This is a genomic window from Chitinophagales bacterium, from assembly GCA_019638515.1.
Classification (GTDB): Bacteria; Bacteroidota; Bacteroidia; order Chitinophagales; family LD1; genus UBA7692.
In genome coordinates, this window is sequence record JAHBTS010000002.1 from 568,282 (window position 1) to 583,115 (window position 14,834).

At 41.3% G+C, this 14,834-nt stretch carries 15 protein-coding genes; 10 read left to right on the plus strand and 5 right to left on the minus strand.

What is annotated here, in order from left to right:
* Positions 1–75 precede the first annotated feature (75 nt).
* Genes KF872_05655 through KF872_05675 form a run of 5 tightly spaced genes read left to right on the plus strand, consistent with a single transcriptional unit; the run spans position 76 to position 5,264 of the window.
* Complete coding sequence (locus KF872_05655) at positions 76–1,689, plus strand: hypothetical protein (protein MBX2903025.1); 1,614 nt, start codon at positions 76–78, stop codon at positions 1,687–1,689.
* Positions 1,690–1,744: 55 nt separating this feature from the next.
* On the plus strand, positions 1,745–2,680 hold the full coding sequence (locus KF872_05660; protein ID MBX2903026.1) for a type VI secretion system baseplate subunit TssG: 936 nt from the start codon (positions 1,745–1,747) through the stop codon (positions 2,678–2,680).
* 23 nt (positions 2,681–2,703) lie between these two features.
* Complete coding sequence (locus KF872_05665) at positions 2,704–3,579, plus strand: hypothetical protein (protein MBX2903027.1); 876 nt, start codon at positions 2,704–2,706, stop codon at positions 3,577–3,579.
* Positions 3,572–4,735, plus strand: a complete 1,164-nt coding sequence (locus tag KF872_05670) for a hypothetical protein (protein ID MBX2903028.1) — start codon at positions 3,572–3,574, stop codon at positions 4,733–4,735. Before KF872_05665 ends, KF872_05670 begins: the two co-directional genes overlap by 8 nt.
* Positions 4,736–4,754: 19 nt before the next feature.
* On the plus strand, positions 4,755–5,264 hold the full coding sequence (locus tag KF872_05675; GenBank protein ID MBX2903029.1) for a hypothetical protein: 510 nt from the start codon (positions 4,755–4,757) through the stop codon (positions 5,262–5,264).
* Between the two features lie 67 nt (positions 5,265–5,331).
* Here the strand turns inward: KF872_05675 and KF872_05680 are convergent, their stop codons facing one another.
* Positions 5,332–5,550 (minus strand): hypothetical protein, encoded by a 219-nt coding sequence (locus tag KF872_05680; GenBank protein ID MBX2903030.1) that lies wholly within the window; start codon positions 5,548–5,550, stop codon positions 5,332–5,334.
* Between the two features lie 159 nt (positions 5,551–5,709).
* Between KF872_05680 and KF872_05685 the strand changes: the two genes are divergently transcribed.
* Positions 5,710–6,165 carry a hypothetical protein gene (locus KF872_05685; GenBank protein MBX2903031.1) on the plus strand — a complete coding sequence of 152 codons (456 nt, stop codon included), beginning with the start codon at positions 5,710–5,712 and terminating at the stop codon, positions 6,163–6,165.
* Positions 6,166–6,236: 71 nt separating this feature from the next.
* Here KF872_05685 and KF872_05690 read toward each other — a convergent pair whose 3' ends face one another.
* The 4 genes from KF872_05690 to miaB all read right to left on the minus strand — a co-directional run bounded on the left by KF872_05690 (position 6,237) and on the right by miaB (position 9,085).
* Positions 6,237–6,674, minus strand: coding sequence for a hypothetical protein (locus KF872_05690; protein MBX2903032.1), 438 nt, complete (start codon positions 6,672–6,674; stop codon positions 6,237–6,239).
* A gap of 33 nt (positions 6,675–6,707) precedes the next feature.
* Positions 6,708–6,950 (minus strand): hypothetical protein, encoded by a 243-nt coding sequence (locus KF872_05695; GenBank protein MBX2903033.1) that lies wholly within the window; start codon positions 6,948–6,950, stop codon positions 6,708–6,710.
* Positions 6,951–7,086: 136 nt separating this feature from the next.
* On the minus strand, positions 7,087–7,575 hold the full coding sequence (locus KF872_05700; protein MBX2903034.1) for a cytidine/deoxycytidylate deaminase family protein: 489 nt from the start codon (positions 7,573–7,575) through the stop codon (positions 7,087–7,089).
* Between the two features lie 28 nt (positions 7,576–7,603).
* Positions 7,604–9,085, minus strand: a complete 1,482-nt coding sequence (miaB, locus tag KF872_05705; GenBank protein MBX2903035.1) for a tRNA (N6-isopentenyl adenosine(37)-C2)-methylthiotransferase MiaB — start codon at positions 9,083–9,085, stop codon at positions 7,604–7,606.
* Positions 9,086–9,299: 214 nt separating this feature from the next.
* Here miaB and KF872_05710 point away from each other — a divergent pair, with 214 nt between their 5' ends.
* The 4 genes from KF872_05710 to recG all read left to right on the plus strand — a co-directional run bounded on the left by KF872_05710 (position 9,300) and on the right by recG (position 14,785).
* Positions 9,300–10,532 carry an iron-containing alcohol dehydrogenase gene (locus tag KF872_05710; GenBank protein MBX2903036.1) on the plus strand — a complete coding sequence of 411 codons (1,233 nt, stop codon included), beginning with the start codon at positions 9,300–9,302 and terminating at the stop codon, positions 10,530–10,532.
* Between the two features lie 91 nt (positions 10,533–10,623).
* Entirely contained in the window at positions 10,624–11,394 is a 771-nt protein-coding gene (locus KF872_05715; protein MBX2903037.1) for an AMP nucleosidase, read from the plus strand.
* Between the two features lie 35 nt (positions 11,395–11,429).
* Positions 11,430–12,674 (plus strand): ABC transporter permease, encoded by a 1,245-nt coding sequence (locus KF872_05720; protein ID MBX2903038.1) that lies wholly within the window; start codon positions 11,430–11,432, stop codon positions 12,672–12,674.
* 2 nt (positions 12,675–12,676) lie between these two features.
* A complete protein-coding gene (gene recG / locus KF872_05725) occupies positions 12,677–14,785 on the plus strand; it encodes an ATP-dependent DNA helicase RecG (protein MBX2903039.1) in 2,109 nt (702 codons plus the stop codon).
* Positions 14,786–14,834: the final 49 nt, after the last annotated feature.

Below are 14,834 nucleotides of genomic sequence, written 5' to 3' on the forward strand. Positions count from 1 at the left end.
AAAGCATACCCATCACCATACATACACCGATAAACTACACTGTGTAAAAACAAAATTTTATGCAGGTTTGCACCCGTGAAATTCATTAACTTTTGGGGTACTTGGGTTGTACTGTGGCTGCTGAGTTTATTAGCTTTTTCTGGAGCTTGGAATAGCGGCTTGGTATTCGATTGCGTAGAATGGTACAACACTATTTCCCAATTGGGCTGGAAAGGATTTACAGTTAATTTCAACGATCTTGCTGTGCGCTATTTTTTCGATTTGGTAAGCCTTATCGTAATATCGCTGTTTAAAACCAACCTACTCCCCTATTTTATTTTATATACCTTTTTACACGCCACTGCTGCCTTTCAAATATACCTTTTGGGAAAGCTTTTGATAGACAAAACCCATTTCCCTACAATTGGTACAGTTGCATTTATTGCCGCCTTGCTTTTTGTAGTATCGCCTTACACAACCGAAACGGTGATATGGAAAGTGGGGCTTATTTATTTACTGGCAACCAACCAAATTCTACTACTGCTGCAAACAGCCGTTTGCTACTTTAAAACCTTGCAGCGCAAATACATAGCATACTACTTTTTAACTTTAATTACAGCACTGCTTACGCATGAAATTGCTATGTTCTTTCCCTTCTTAATTGGCATACTAGGCTGGAAAATGTATTACCAACAACAGCGTATTACAAGCATAAAACCCATAGCTGTATTGGTACTTCCTAGTTTAATTGCCATTGGTGCTTACCTTTTACTCAACCAATTGGTAATGGGCATGTGGCTGGGGCACTACGGTGCTAAAACGCATTTTAATTTTAATCCTGTACTGCTGGCAAGTACCTTTAATAAATACCTGTTTAAGTTTGCATTTCTATCGCAGCTATGGAAACAAGACTATAAACTATGGCTCTATCACTTACTCGAAAAGGGCAGCGTAGCGTATGCTTCACTTTTTATATACAGTGCAGCAGCCATATTTCTATTTTTTAAAAAGCTATCGCCATTCCACAGTTTATTGGTGTGCCTTGCATCCTTTTTTGCCCTACTTATTGCTCCGGTACTCAACTTATACTTTTTAGATTGGATGCCCATACATGGCGATAGGCTTGGCTATGCAGCCTCTGCCTTCTTTTACCTGTTATGGGTGAGCCTGCTATGGTATTTTTTTAAAGAAGCCGGATTACTTGCCGCCACCGTTTTGTTTATACTCCAACTAAACGGACTGCAACAGATTTTAGCAAGTTGGCACACAGCCGAAAATATTCTTACCCACATCCACCAATCGCTTACACCTGCTGCCAACAAAAATTATGTATTGCTTGCCGCTGCCGATAACTATAAAGGAGCCTATATGTTTCGCTGCCGGAGCGAGGTACCTTTTGCCGCCACTTTACAACTTAGAACCGGAAAAAATATTGCCGATAAGTGTGTAGAAGTTTTAAAGTTTAATATGGCAAACACATTGGCAGGTGTGGCTATCGAAAAAATATCGGAGCACGAACTAAAAATGTACTTTACACAAGATGGCAGTTGGTGGTGGCGCAATGGGCAAGGAGCCGAGAACTTTGAAACTGCCGATTTTAGCGCTACCATAAAAGACAATGTTGCCTATATCAATTTCAAAAACAAAAAGCCCAATACCGTTTACCTATATCAACAAGGAAATATGCTTAAAGTATTAGATGACTTTTAAAAGTTTTCCTTGGGGCTAACCAATAAAATTTTACTTTCGGAAACAAAACCTGTAAATGGATTTTGAAGAAATTCTAAATCATTTTGATGCAATTGAAGGCGATATAAAAGCCGAGAGTATTTTTGCGGTATTAGAGCGAAATGGCTTTAATTCCGAACACTTTATCACGCGCAACAAAAGCACCTTTAACCGCCCAAACGGCAAAGATATTGCTCATGTTTATTTCGATGAATCTTCTAAAATTGAAGATTTCCTTTCGGTAGAACTCAACCGAAACGGACTATATGATTACCTCCCCGAGGGCCTCTTTCACCAGCAAACCGACTCCATTAGCCGCCAAACCAAAGTAGATGAATGGGTAAAACAAGCGCGCCACAATAAAGTGATAGAAGACGACTCGCGTAAGTTTTTTTTACCCGTGGAGCACGAGGTTTTTCTTTCGCGTTTAGGGCTAGAAGATAAAGAAGTGAGCATACTCGAAAGCATGCAAAAACAAGATGCAGGTAACTTGCTTTTTGCTTTTTGGGGTTTAAAATATTCGCACAATGTAAAAGGACTAAACCTGCTGGTTTACCTATTGCCTATGCTCGAAAAAATTATCGGGAATTTACAATTAACCGAAGCCTGCTACGAAATAATTTTAGGCGAAAAAGTACGCATACAAAAATCGTACTTACCCAAAAATGCCATAAAAGTGGCAGAACCTTTTACATTAAACAGTTCATTTTTGGGGCAAAACACCGTTATTGGAAACAGCACTCCATCTGCATTTCCCACACTTACTTTTACCATTGGGCCACTCGAAAAATTTTCACTTTCAGATTACTTACAAAAAGGCACACTACACCAAACACTGCAACTGCTCCACAGCTATTTTGTACCTGTAGAAGCCGATATCGAAGAAGAAATTATTCCTAACGAAGACGAAAAAACTTTCGCTTTAGGAGAAAAAAACGAAAATTGCCGTTTGGGTTTTATTTGTATCTCTTAACTTTACGTTTCTTATACCAGAATATGTTAGATTGGAAACCGGCTATTGTGAATGTTGTATTTATGGCTGCGGGCGCTGCCTTCGGAGCCTTGTTTTTTTACTTTGGCAAAAATGAACTTTCAAAATATAAGAAGCACCTAATTGTGCACACACTTTTAGTGGCACTCATAAGTGCGTTGTGGGGCACCGTAGGCTTTTTAGTAGCAGAAACACCACGCCTTGCATTTTCAATTGCACAGTTTTTGTTTCTGTTTTTAGGCTTAGGGCACACGCTTGGCATTTACCTCCACCAGCCTTGGAGCAGCCGCACCGGATTTAAAAAAGAATTATTCTTTTCGCTCAGCCAGTTTGTGGTGGCAGCATTGGTATTTACATTAGTAATACAGTTTACTGCACCACCAGCATATCGGTTGCTTTTCACCTTTGCAGCCCTTCCGTTTCTAATTCCGTTTTTGTTTATGAAGTTGTTTGATTTTGCCATGATGATTCCTATGCTTATTTACAAGCGTTGGTTTTATCCGGTAGAAGATGAAATGCCCGATGCAGACGATATTGATATGACACAGCCTATTGTATTAGCCTTCCAATTTCAAAAAAGAATGAAAGATGCTTCGTACACCAACTTTAGAGCCAAAGCACCGCAGCGGCTTGGGTTTGGGCAACTCTTTTTCTTTTTCATAAACGATTACAACGAGCGCCACCCCGAAAGCATTATCGAATATTTAGACCCGCACCGCCAACCTAGCGGCTGGGTATTTTACGTAAAAAATCCTTGGTGGAAGCCAAACCGATTTATAGACCCACACCAAACCATACAGGAAAATACTTTAAAAGAAGACGATATTGTAATTTGCACTAGAGTGTACGAACAGTTAAAACCTACAACCGAAAATGAGTAAACAAACAGAACATCGTTTTGTACATTGGATAGATGGAATGAAAGTGAACCGCACGCACTTTATCCAAGACCAATTAGCCACCATTGATTTAGTACGCGATGCTTCGAGCCGCAATGTTTCACCCATCAACTTTGGATTGCTATTACCCGAAGCCGGCAAGCCAACGGCACTCCAAAGCACTGTAAGCATAGAAACCAACGGCACACTCAATGTTGCAGTAAATTATTGCCATGCAGTAACCGCCAATGGAACACTCATTGATATTGCACCCGAGTTTCCGCTAAAAGAACAAATAAGTATTAGCAAAGAAATTGAAGCCGCTTCCAAAGCAGCCAATTACTATGTGGTAATAGTTGCCGATGCTTTTCACCCAACGCCTTATGGCGTACCCAATCCCGCAGAAATGCCCGCACGCCAACCATTTGTTTCAACCGCATTGAGCATACAGTTGGTACACGAAGATATACTATCTACCCACCAAAGTGCCCCTGTATTGCTGCCTGTTTCTAAGATTGTAATTAAAAACGGAAAAGCCGAAGAAGATGCAGGATTTATTCCACCATGTACCGCAGCATTGGCATATCCAGACCTTGCCGATGTTTTAGACGAAACACTTAAATTTTTTGCGCAAATAGAGCAACTCACTTTAAGCATTATTCAAAAAGTACATCAAAAAAATCAGCAAAACGACTTGGCATTGCTTATGCTCGGTTTATCTGAAAGAATGCAGCAGTTTATCAATTATCGCTTTGCTGCCCTAAAATGGGAAATGCCATACCGCTCGCCATTTTTTATTTATGAACTCAACTCCAGTTTTGCAAGAGTAATTTACAGTTTCTTAGAATCGCGCAGCAGCACAGGAAAAGAAGAAATGGTTAACTACATTACCGAATGGTGCGATTTAACCCAAGGCCAATTCGATAGTGCCGTTGCAGAATTGCTGCAGCTACCCTACAACCATAGCGATATAAACAACAGCCTCATAAAAATTACCGATTTTGCCAAAACACTTTCTATTGTATTTTCTAAATTGGCAAAGCTCGACTACATTGGAAAAAAGAAAGAAACCAACATATTTGTGAAAGAAGAACCCGTTGCCGGAAACACAAGCAGCGAAGTAAAACCTAAAGTAAAAAGAAGTTTTCTTGCAGATTAGCACAGCATAAAAAAAACTCATGGAAGCATTAAACAAAAACGAAAGAGCACGTTCATTTTGGAAATTTTTAGCCCTATTTTTAGGTGTAATTGCATTGGCAATTGCAGCAGTTTTTATTAACTACAAAGTACCTTATGTAGAAAATGAAATATTGCGTACCCAAAACGAAAAGTACGAAACACAATTGGGTGCCGATGTGGGATTTTACCAAAAGCTAGACACCGTAAAACAACTGCTCGATAAGATAAACACCCCTGGCGAAAACGTAGTGTACTTCGACCAGTTTGTTAGCTCCACGTTGGTAGATATGGGAAAAAACCTGAGCGATACTACTGCCAAACGAGGATTTTACAGCAACATCATTGCGCTTTGTTTAGAACTTCAAAAATCGAAAAAGCAACTGCGCGATTTGGGTGGAGCCTCTAAAGATGTAGAATCTTACAAGGCCGATATTGAAAAACTTACACGTGATTTAGATCAGGCAAAACGCGATTTAGATATTTGCCGCTTGCAGTTAGGCAATAAATAATACATAAACCTACAAGCATAAAAAAAGCCGCACTTGCATGCGGCTTTTTTTATGTGCTACTTCAAAGTTAGTCTAACTTGCAAGTATATACTGCAGTTTGCCCCTGTTGGTAGGTTTCATTTGCTTTACAAATTGTTTCTGCTTGTTCTTTAGTTGCATTTGGAATTATCACTCTCGCCACTTGCCCGGTGGTAGTGCATTGGCAAGTGTAGTCTTTCTTAGCGCAAGAAGACATACCTACGCTCAAAAGAGCAACTGCTCCAAAGCCAAATAATAATTTTTTCATAATTCGGATTTTTAGTTAATGAATGTAAAAACAAATGTACTACATTTAGGCATATACGCAATCTATCCATTTGTTTTTTTCCACACACCCAATATTTTGAATTTTGAACCTTTCAAGTACATTTGCACCATTCATAAACAAACAAAAATTTAAAAAACCATGAGTAAACTATTCAGACCGTTTTTGATGGTAGCAACAGCAGCTACACTTTTATTCACCAATTCTTGTACTAAAACTTGCGATCCGGGTTACGAAGGTACAGACTGCAAAACAGAAGTTCGCGCTAAATTCCTTTCTAATAACGTATCGGTAAGCGAAAAGAAAAACAATGGCACAGCATACAGTTACTCTACTACTATTATTTCTGTAAGCAGCGATGTACAGCAAGTTGCTATTACTAAAATTGCAAACGGCTTCTACAATTCTAATATAAAAGCAACTGTAGATGGCTCTACATTTACAATTGCAAAGCAAGATCCAGATAACGATGGCTATAATATAGAAGGTTCTGGTACAGTTTCTGGTACTTCTGTAGCAGTTACTTTCACCATTACCGGTAAAGACGGAAATGGCAACACAGTTACCGATAGCTATTCTGGAACTTGGACACTATAATTCCAATAAATAGTTAGAAAATAAAAAAGGGTGCCAATCGGCACCCTTTTCTTTTTAGGTATATTCCTATATTAGTTTCCACCCATTTTTGATGCTTTATTATTTGCAGGAGTAGTAGTGGTAGTGCCACCCATTTTAGAGGATTTATCGCCTCCGTTGCTTGGAGCAGAAGTTCCGCCCATTTTATCAGACTTAGTTTCTGGTTTTTTAGGCTCTTCTTTCTTTGGAGTAGGTTTTGCTACCGGCTTTTTAGCTGCAGGTTTCACGCCTTTCACCGGAGTGGCTGCTGCTGCTAAAGAATCGAACTGAGCTTGTGCCAAAGCTGCTACTTCTGTATCGCACTCAGCAGCTACTTCAGCTTCTAATGCTTTAAATTTTTCATCTACCAAACTTTGGATTTTAGCATTTTGCTCTTCGGTTTGCTTGGCAACCTCTGCTGCATTATTGCAACTGTTCAACGCAACTGCTACTGTAGCACTTGCTGCAAATACCATGAATATCTTTTTCATTGTTACTTCCTTGAATTTAATGGTCTTAAAAAATTATTGTGCTTGAGGTACTGCGCTTTGCAATTCGGCAAGTTTCGCTGCTACTTTAGCTGCTTTATCGGTTTCGCAAGCTGCTTTTAATTCTGCCTTTTTGCTTTCGGCAGTAGCGTTGTAAGCAGAATCTACTTGTGCAGATATTTGCTCTTCAGAAAGCGGAGTAAATTTTTCACCGCAGCTTACCAGCGCAAGTGCAAAAAATCCACTCGCCAACATTACGGCTGTGATTCTTTTTTTCATGTTTGATTGTTTTTTGATTTTTAAAATAGTTTTTTTGACTGGGCGAAAATACATGTATGCAGGGCAATAAAACAAGTGGGATGAAAATTTCTTTTTTATTGTGCATAAAATGTGCGTACACGTTATTTTTCTTGAGTTACTTCTCGTATTGCTGCACTTCTTCGTGAAAATATTCCAGTTTTATTCCTGCCTCTAAAAACATGGCTTCGCTCTCGCCACCTGCGTGGTATTTCCGTTGGCAAACCACTCTTTTTATTCCGCAGTTGATTATGAGCATGGCGCAAGTGCGGCACGGTGTCATACGGCAATATAGTGTAGAGCCTTCTAAAGAAACACCTCTTTTGGCAGCTTGGCAAATGGCATTTTGCTCGGCATGTACGGTGCGCACGCAATGCTCGGTAGTGTTGCCATCTTCGTGTACTACTTTTTTCATTTGGTGACCTACTTCATCGCAATGCGGCAGCCCTACCGGAGAGCCTACGTAGCCTGTAACCAACAATTGGTTTTCTTTGGCAATTACGCATCCGCTCCGCCCTCTGCCACAGGTTGCCCGTTTGCTAATGGCATCCATTACTTCCATAAAGTATTCGTCCCAGCTTGGGCGCTTGTAAACTTCGCTGCTCATTTATTTGCTGTAGGTTTGATTTATTAAACTATGAAACAACTTCGCCTTTAAGCGTGGCGGCTGTGCATTCGGTAACTTTTACTTGCACGTATGTGCCAATTTGAATATTGCCTTTGGGAAATATCACTACTTTGTTTTGCGTATTTCTTCCAAACAAGTGCTCGCTACTGCGGTGCGAGACCCCTTCTGCCAGCACTTCGTAGGTTTTGCCAACATCTTGTTGATTTCGAATAAGCGAATGCTTCATTTGCATATCTACAATTTCCTGCAACCTTCGTTTTTTAACATCTTCAGGAATATCGTCTTTAAATTTTTTGGCTGCCACGGTGCCCGGGCGCTCGCTGTAAAAGAACATATATGCCATTTCGTATTTCACTTCATCCATTAGGCTGAGTGTTTCTTGGTGTTCATCTTCGGTTTCGCTGCAAAAACCTGCTATAATATCGGTTGAAATAGCGGCATCGGGCAGTATATTGCGAATGGCGGCAATGCGGTTTAAATACCAACTCCTATCGTAGGTTCTATTCATGGCATCTAATACGCGACTGCTGCCACTTTGCACCGGAAGGTGAATGTATTTGCAGATGTTTGGATATTTTGCCATTACGTGCAACACATCATCTGTCATATCTTTTGGGTGCGAAGTGCTGTAGCGAATACGTAAGTCCGGTGCTAATTGAGCTACCAATTCCAATAGCTTGGCAAAATTTACTACGCGCTCATCGTACTTGGCATCTACCAATTTTTTTCCTACCAGTTTTTCGTCTTCGCTAAATCTATAGGAGTTTACGTTTTGCCCCAGCAGGGTTACTTCGCGGTAGCCGCGCTCGTATAGTTCTTTTGCTTCGTTTACAATACTTTTCCAGTTGCGGCTCCGCTCCCTGCCGCGTGTAAACGGCACTACGCAAAATGCACACATATTATCGCAACCGCGCATAATGGAAATAAATGCCGACACGCCATTGGAGTTTAAACGAACGGGATTTATTTCGGCATAAGTTTCTTCGCGGCTAAGCAATACGTTTACGGCTTTTTGTCCTGTTTCGGCTTCTTCTACCATGCTCGGAAGTGCGCGGTAGGCATCGGGTCCGCAAACAATATCTACTATTTTTTCTTCTTCCAGAAACTTGTCTTTCAAGCGTTCTGCCATGCAACCCAACACGCCCACCAATGAGGCTTTCTTCTTTTTCTTAACTGCATTTAAGTGCTGTAAGCGATGGCGAATACGCTGCTCGGCATTATCGCGGATGGCGCAAGTGTTTATTAAAATTAAATCGGCTTCGTAAAAATCTGAAGTAGAATCGAAACCGGCACCTGCCAAAATAGAAGCCACCACTTCGCTGTCCGAAAAATTCATTTGGCAGCCATAACTTTCTATGTAAAATTTCTTTCCGTTAGAAATTACATGCTGCGGGCGCTCTAAAGTGAGCGTTTCGCCTTGTCTTGCTTCATCAATCTTTTTGGGTTGAAGCTCAAAAGCTACTTCATTATTATACAAAGAATCACTCATAAACGCAGCAAAGATAAACGAATGAACGAATATATTCCCAAGCATGTTTTCGGGCATTTAGTAGTTAGCAGTAATGGCAGAAAACCGACTCCAAAAGATAAGCACGACTGAAAAAAACATAATTCGTGCATATAGAAATAAGTAATGAACCATCGCTTTATGGACATCATTCAACTTATTAAACAATCTAGGGTTAATGCTATAAAAGCCGTAAATGCTGGGTAAGCTCCCCAAAAAAAGAAAATTGCTTTCTCGTTTCTACTTGCACGGATTGTATTATTCTTGCTATCTAAAATTTCAATTAGAAAACATGATAAGGCAATTTAATTTCCCAACAGTTATTCGTTTTGGAGCAGGTGCAGTAAACGAGCTTCCTGCTTACCTTTCTACCCATAAATTGAGCAAGCCGCTATTGGTTACCGACCCCAATGTGGCTCAACTTTCTTTCTTTAAAAAAATAGTAGAAAACCTTACGGCACAAGGTTTTAAGCCCGAGGTGTTTCACAACATTCACAAAAATCCTGTAAAAAGCGATGTGTATAACGGTACCGATGCTTTTGACCAAACCAACAGCGACTGTATTATTGGCGTGGGCGGAGGCGCAGCGCTGGATGTGGCGCGTGCCATTGTGTTGCGCGTAAACCACCGCGAAGAGCTTTTTAAATACGATGATTTAATTGGTGGCGATGTGTATGTAACCAACGATGTGCCACATTTTATTACCATACCAACCACTTCGGGCACAGGAAGCGAAGTGGGCAGAAGCGCCATTATTGCCGATGACGAAACCCACCAAAAGAAGATTCTTTTTTCGCCCAAACTCTTGGCTAAAGTAGTTTTTGCCGACCCTGAACTTACATACGAACTACCTCCTTTTATTACCGCTGCCACCGGTATGGATGCACTCACACACAACATGGAAGCATTCCTTGCCAAAAACTATCACCCCATTTGCGATGGAATAGCATTAGAAGGTATGAAACTTATTGCCGGAGCATTGGAGCAAGCGGTAAACAATCCTACTCCACAAAGCCGTGCCGATATGCTTTTAGGCTCCATGATGGGCGCTATTGCCTTCCAAAAAGGGCTGGGCGTGGTACACTCTTTGGCGCATCCGCTTTCGAGTTTGCTAGACACCCATCACGGCTTGGCAAATGCCGTAAATATTCCTTATGGTATGCAATTTAATATTGCAGGATTTGAAGACCGTTTTGCACGCATGGCACAAACCATTGGCTTGCAAGAACACACAGGCGAAGCTGTAGTAAACTACTTGTTTGAATTAAATACCAAAGTTGGCATACCGCATAAGCTGCGCGATATTGGTGTAAAGCAAGAACATATAGAAACATTGGCAGACCTTGCCTTTGCAGATTTTGCACACCCCAATAATCCTAAGCCTGTAAGCCGCGAAGATTTTAAAAGGTTATACGAAGAAGCATTGTAGCTTTCTTCCTTCACTTTTTTAAAAAAGCGTTTACAACCCAAACGGCACACAACTTGTTTGTATTACCTTCGATTTACTTCAATACATAAAAATGAAAACTAAAGAAGAAATAGTAAACAATTGGCTGCCACGCTATACCGGTATGGAATTGGCAGATTTTGGACAATATATCCTGCTCACCAATTTCAATAATTATGTAAAAAAGTTTGCACTCTGGCATGATGTAAAAATTATTGGCGAAGACCGCCCCATGCAATGTGCCACTGCCGATGGCATTACCATTATTAACTTTGGCATGGGCAGCCCCAATGCAGCCACTATCATGGATTTACTTTCTGCCATTGCACCCAAAGCCGTATTATTTTTAGGCAAATGTGGCGGACTAAAAAAGAAAAATGAAATTGGAGATTTAATACTTCCCATTGCAGCCATAAGAGGCGAAGGAACCGGGCACGATTATTTTCCCAGCGAAGTGCCTGCATTGCCTGCCTTTGCGTTGCAAAAGGCTATTTCAACCACCATTCGCGAACACGAAAAAGACTATTGGACCGGTACTGTTTACACTACCAACCGAAGGGTGTGGGAATGGGACGAAAAGTTTAAAGACTACCTGCGCGAAATTAGAGCAATGGCTATAGATATGGAAACTGCTACCGTCTTTATCACCGCCTTTAAAAACGAAATTCCGGCAGGTGCATTGCTGCTGGTAAGCGACCAACCCATGATTCCCGAAGGTGTAAAAACCGATGCCAGCGACAGCAGCGTTACCAAAAACTATGTAGATGAGCATTTGCGTATTGGCATAGATTCAATTAAGCAACTCATCAATAATGGTGCTACCGTAAAGCATTTAAGATTTTAACTGCCGCCTTACACCTCTTTATTTAATTCTCAATTTTGAATTTACACGAAAATATCCGCTTGGCGCTCCGCTCTATTCAAAGCAATATGCTTAGAACGGTGCTTACGCTGCTTATTATTTCGTTTGGAATAATGGCACTCATTGGCATACTCACTGCCACCGACGGCATAAAAGAAAGTATGATTCAAAATTTTAAACAAATGGGTAGCAATACTTTTGGAATTAGAAACGAAGGTTTTATTAAAAGAGGTGGCGGACCAAAAGAAGGAGGCAAAAGAGAAAAAGCAGAAAACCCATATATTTCTCCGCAGCAGGCCGTGCAGTTTGCCAAGACATTCAAATATCCTGCCACCATTTCGCTCTCATGGATGGCACAAGGCAGCGTAACCGTTAAGCACGAATCGTACAAAACCAATCCCAATGTGCGCGTGTGGGGTGTGGACGAAAATTATTTAAAAGTGAGCGGTTTAAACATTGGCAAAGGCAGAAATTTCACTAAAGCAGAAGTAGAAAACGGGCAATTAGTAGCCATTGTAGGAAAAGATGTAATTGCAAAAGTATTTAGACCCGGAGACAATATTATTGGTGAATTCATTAGCCTCGGCAGCAACAAAGTTCGCATTATTGGATTACAGGCAGCCAAAGGTTCCAGCCAGGGCGGCACCGATAACCAAATACTGCTTCCCTACCCCACCGCACGAAGATTCTATCCTTCAGAAAATGCCAATTTTATTGTAAACGTAATGACCCAAAGCACCGAAGAATTAGACATAGCCATAGACGAAGCCATTGGCGCCATGCGCAATATCCGAAAGCTAAACGTGGCCGATGAAAACGATTTTGAAATTGCCAAAAGCGAACGCCTTGCCAATAAAATATTAGACCAACTGAAATCTGTAAAATATGCCACCATTATTATTGGTATTCTAACCCTGCTGAGTGCAGGTATTGGACTGATGAATATTATGCTTGTAAGCGTAAATGAACGCACACGCGAAATTGGTATCAGCAAGGCCATTGGAGCAACCAAGCGCATTATTAGAATACAGTTTCTTACCGAAGCCATTGTTATTTGCCAAATTGGAGGCGTAATTGGCATTATAGTTGGCGTTATGCTGGGCAATGTGGTAAGTTTAATTACGCAAAGCGGCTTTGTGTTTCCATGGGTTTGGGTGTTATCCGGCATTGTGTTTACCTTTATTGTTGGACTTGCAGCCGGCCTGTATCCGGCAATTAAAGCTTCTAACTTAGATCCGGTAGAAGCGCTGCGATATGAATAATCATGAAAAGTGTATTTCTTTCTTCAGCCATTGAATACCTAAAAGGTGTAGGTCCGCAACGCGGAGAAATACTGCGCAAGCATTTAAACATTCATACCTGTGGCGATTTATTAGATTTTTTTCCTTTTAGATACATAGACCGCTCTGTAATTAACCGTATTGCCGATATTACCGAGCACACTCAGTTTATTCAACTGAAAGGTACTATAAGCCATGCCAAAATTGTGGGCGACAAACGTGCCAAAAGATTGGTTGCCAAGTTTACCGATGCCAGCGGAAGCATAGATTTAGTATGGTTTCAAAGCGTAGATTGGATACTAAAAACCATTAACCCAAACGTGCCGTATTTAATTTTTGGCAAGCCGCAACTATTTAAAAACACTTTCAATATTCCGCATCCGGATATTGAACCATTGCAACAACAAGCGCCCAACGAAGCAGGAAAAGGACTACAACCCGTTTACTCTTCTACCGAAACCTTGCGCAAGCGCTACTTAGATTCTAAAGGAATTCAAAAACTAACGCAGCAATTAGTAACCCAACTTTCAGAAAACGATTTGCCGGAATTTTTACCGTCTCCTATACTGCATGCCCAAAAACTGCTTAGCCGCTTCGCAGCCTATAAAAACATACACTACCCAACCAACGAAAGCATACTCTTTGCCGCAAAGCAGCGTTTAAAATTCGAGGAGCTTTTTTTGCTTCAACTCAAATTGCAAAAGCAAAAATCGGTGCGGATTGCAAGCTCCAAAGGCTTTGTATTTCCCTCGCTCGGTAAGTTCTTCAATAATTTTTACACACAGCATTTGCCATTTAAACTTACGGGCGCACAAGAAAGAGTGCTTAAAGAAATAAGGCGCGATACTTTAAGCGGAAAACAAATGAACCGCCTGCTGCAAGGCGATGTTGGCAGCGGCAAAACCATGGTGGCACTTATTACCATGCTCATGGCGTTGGATAATGGTTTCCAAGCATGCCTGCTAGCACCCACCGAAATTTTGGCAAGCCAACATTACGAAGGCATTGCCGCCTTGCTAAAGCCACTTGGCATTCATGTGGCTTTACTTACAGGAAGTACCAAAACCGCTGCACGCAAAGCCATACTCGCCAATCTTAAAGAAGGAACTTTTCAAATAGCTATTGGCACACATGCACTGCTGGAAGATACCGTTCAATTCAACAACCTAGGCATGGCTATTATTGATGAGCAACACCGATTTGGTGTGGCACAACGTGCAAAGCTATGGGCAAAAAATATACAGCCGCCACATGTATTGGTAATGACGGCAACCCCCATTCCTCGCACACTCGCCATGACGGTTTATGGCGATTTAGATGTGAGTGTAATCAATGAATTGCCACCCGGCAGAAAACCCGTAAAAACCGTACACCGAACAGAAAATTCGCGCACAGCCGTATTCAATTTTTTAAAAGAAGAAATTGCCAAAGGCAGGCAGATTTATGTTGTGTTTCCACTTATTGAAGAAAACGAAGAAATGGATTTGAAAAGCCTGATGGAGGGATTTGAATCTGTTTCGCGTTGGTTCCCGCTACCCGAATATGCCGTGAGTGTGGTACACGGCAAAATGCCACCCGCCACTAAAGACTACGAAATGCAGCGTTTTGTACGTGGCGAAACCGATATTATGGTTGCCACCACCGTAATAGAGGTGGGCGTGAATGTGCCCAATGCATCGGTAATGATTATTGAAAATGCAGAGCGCTTTGGCTTATCGCAACTACACCAATTGCGTGGCAGAGTTGGCAGAGGAGCCGAACAATCTTTTTGCATTTTAATGACCAACGAAAAAATAAGCCATACCGCACAGCAGCGGCTAAAAGTAATGTGCCATACCAACGATGGATTTGTAATTGCAGAAGAAGATTTGCGCCTGCGCGGACCTGGCGAAATTGACGGTACCCGCCAAAGTGGCGATATTGCACTAAAAATTGCCGACCTGGTTCAAGACACTGCACTACTCGAAGCTGCACGCCAAGCAGCCACTACAATTATTGAAACAGACCCAATGCTCCAACAACCCGAAAACACTGCGCTTCATACATATTTGCAAACTATGAACAACCAAGCTATATGGTCGAAAATATCGTGATGGCAGTTTCTTGGTTTTCGGCTTAACCTTACTTTCTTTCAACTCACAG

Excerpts from the sequence above, each read along its gene's own strand:
- KF872_05700 (MBX2903034.1), bottom strand. The coding sequence starts at position 7,575 with ATGAGCAGCGAAGTTTACAAGCGCCCAAGCTGGGACGAATACTTTATG.
- KF872_05660 (MBX2903026.1), top strand. The coding sequence starts at position 1,745 with ATGGATTTTGAAGAAATTCTAAATCATTTTGATGCAATTGAAGGCGAT.
- KF872_05665 (MBX2903027.1), top strand. The coding sequence starts at position 2,704 with ATGTTAGATTGGAAACCGGCTATTGTGAATGTTGTATTTATGGCTGCG.
- KF872_05685 (MBX2903031.1), top strand. The coding sequence starts at position 5,710 with ATGAGTAAACTATTCAGACCGTTTTTGATGGTAGCAACAGCAGCTACA.
- miaB (MBX2903035.1), bottom strand. The coding sequence starts at position 9,085 with ATGAGTGATTCTTTGTATAATAATGAAGTAGCTTTTGAGCTTCAACCC.
- KF872_05715 (MBX2903037.1), top strand. The coding sequence starts at position 10,624 with ATGAAAACTAAAGAAGAAATAGTAAACAATTGGCTGCCACGCTATACC.
- recG (MBX2903039.1), top strand. The coding sequence starts at position 12,677 with ATGAAAAGTGTATTTCTTTCTTCAGCCATTGAATACCTAAAAGGTGTA.
- KF872_05680 (MBX2903030.1), bottom strand. The coding sequence starts at position 5,550 with ATGAAAAAATTATTATTTGGCTTTGGAGCAGTTGCTCTTTTGAGCGTA.
- KF872_05670 (MBX2903028.1), top strand. The coding sequence starts at position 3,572 with ATGAGTAAACAAACAGAACATCGTTTTGTACATTGGATAGATGGAATG.
- KF872_05675 (MBX2903029.1), top strand. The coding sequence starts at position 4,755 with ATGGAAGCATTAAACAAAAACGAAAGAGCACGTTCATTTTGGAAATTT.
- KF872_05710 (MBX2903036.1), top strand. The coding sequence starts at position 9,300 with ATGCTGGGTAAGCTCCCCAAAAAAAGAAAATTGCTTTCTCGTTTCTAC.
- KF872_05695 (MBX2903033.1), bottom strand. The coding sequence starts at position 6,950 with ATGAAAAAAAGAATCACAGCCGTAATGTTGGCGAGTGGATTTTTTGCA.
- KF872_05690 (MBX2903032.1), bottom strand. The coding sequence starts at position 6,674 with ATGAAAAAGATATTCATGGTATTTGCAGCAAGTGCTACAGTAGCAGTT.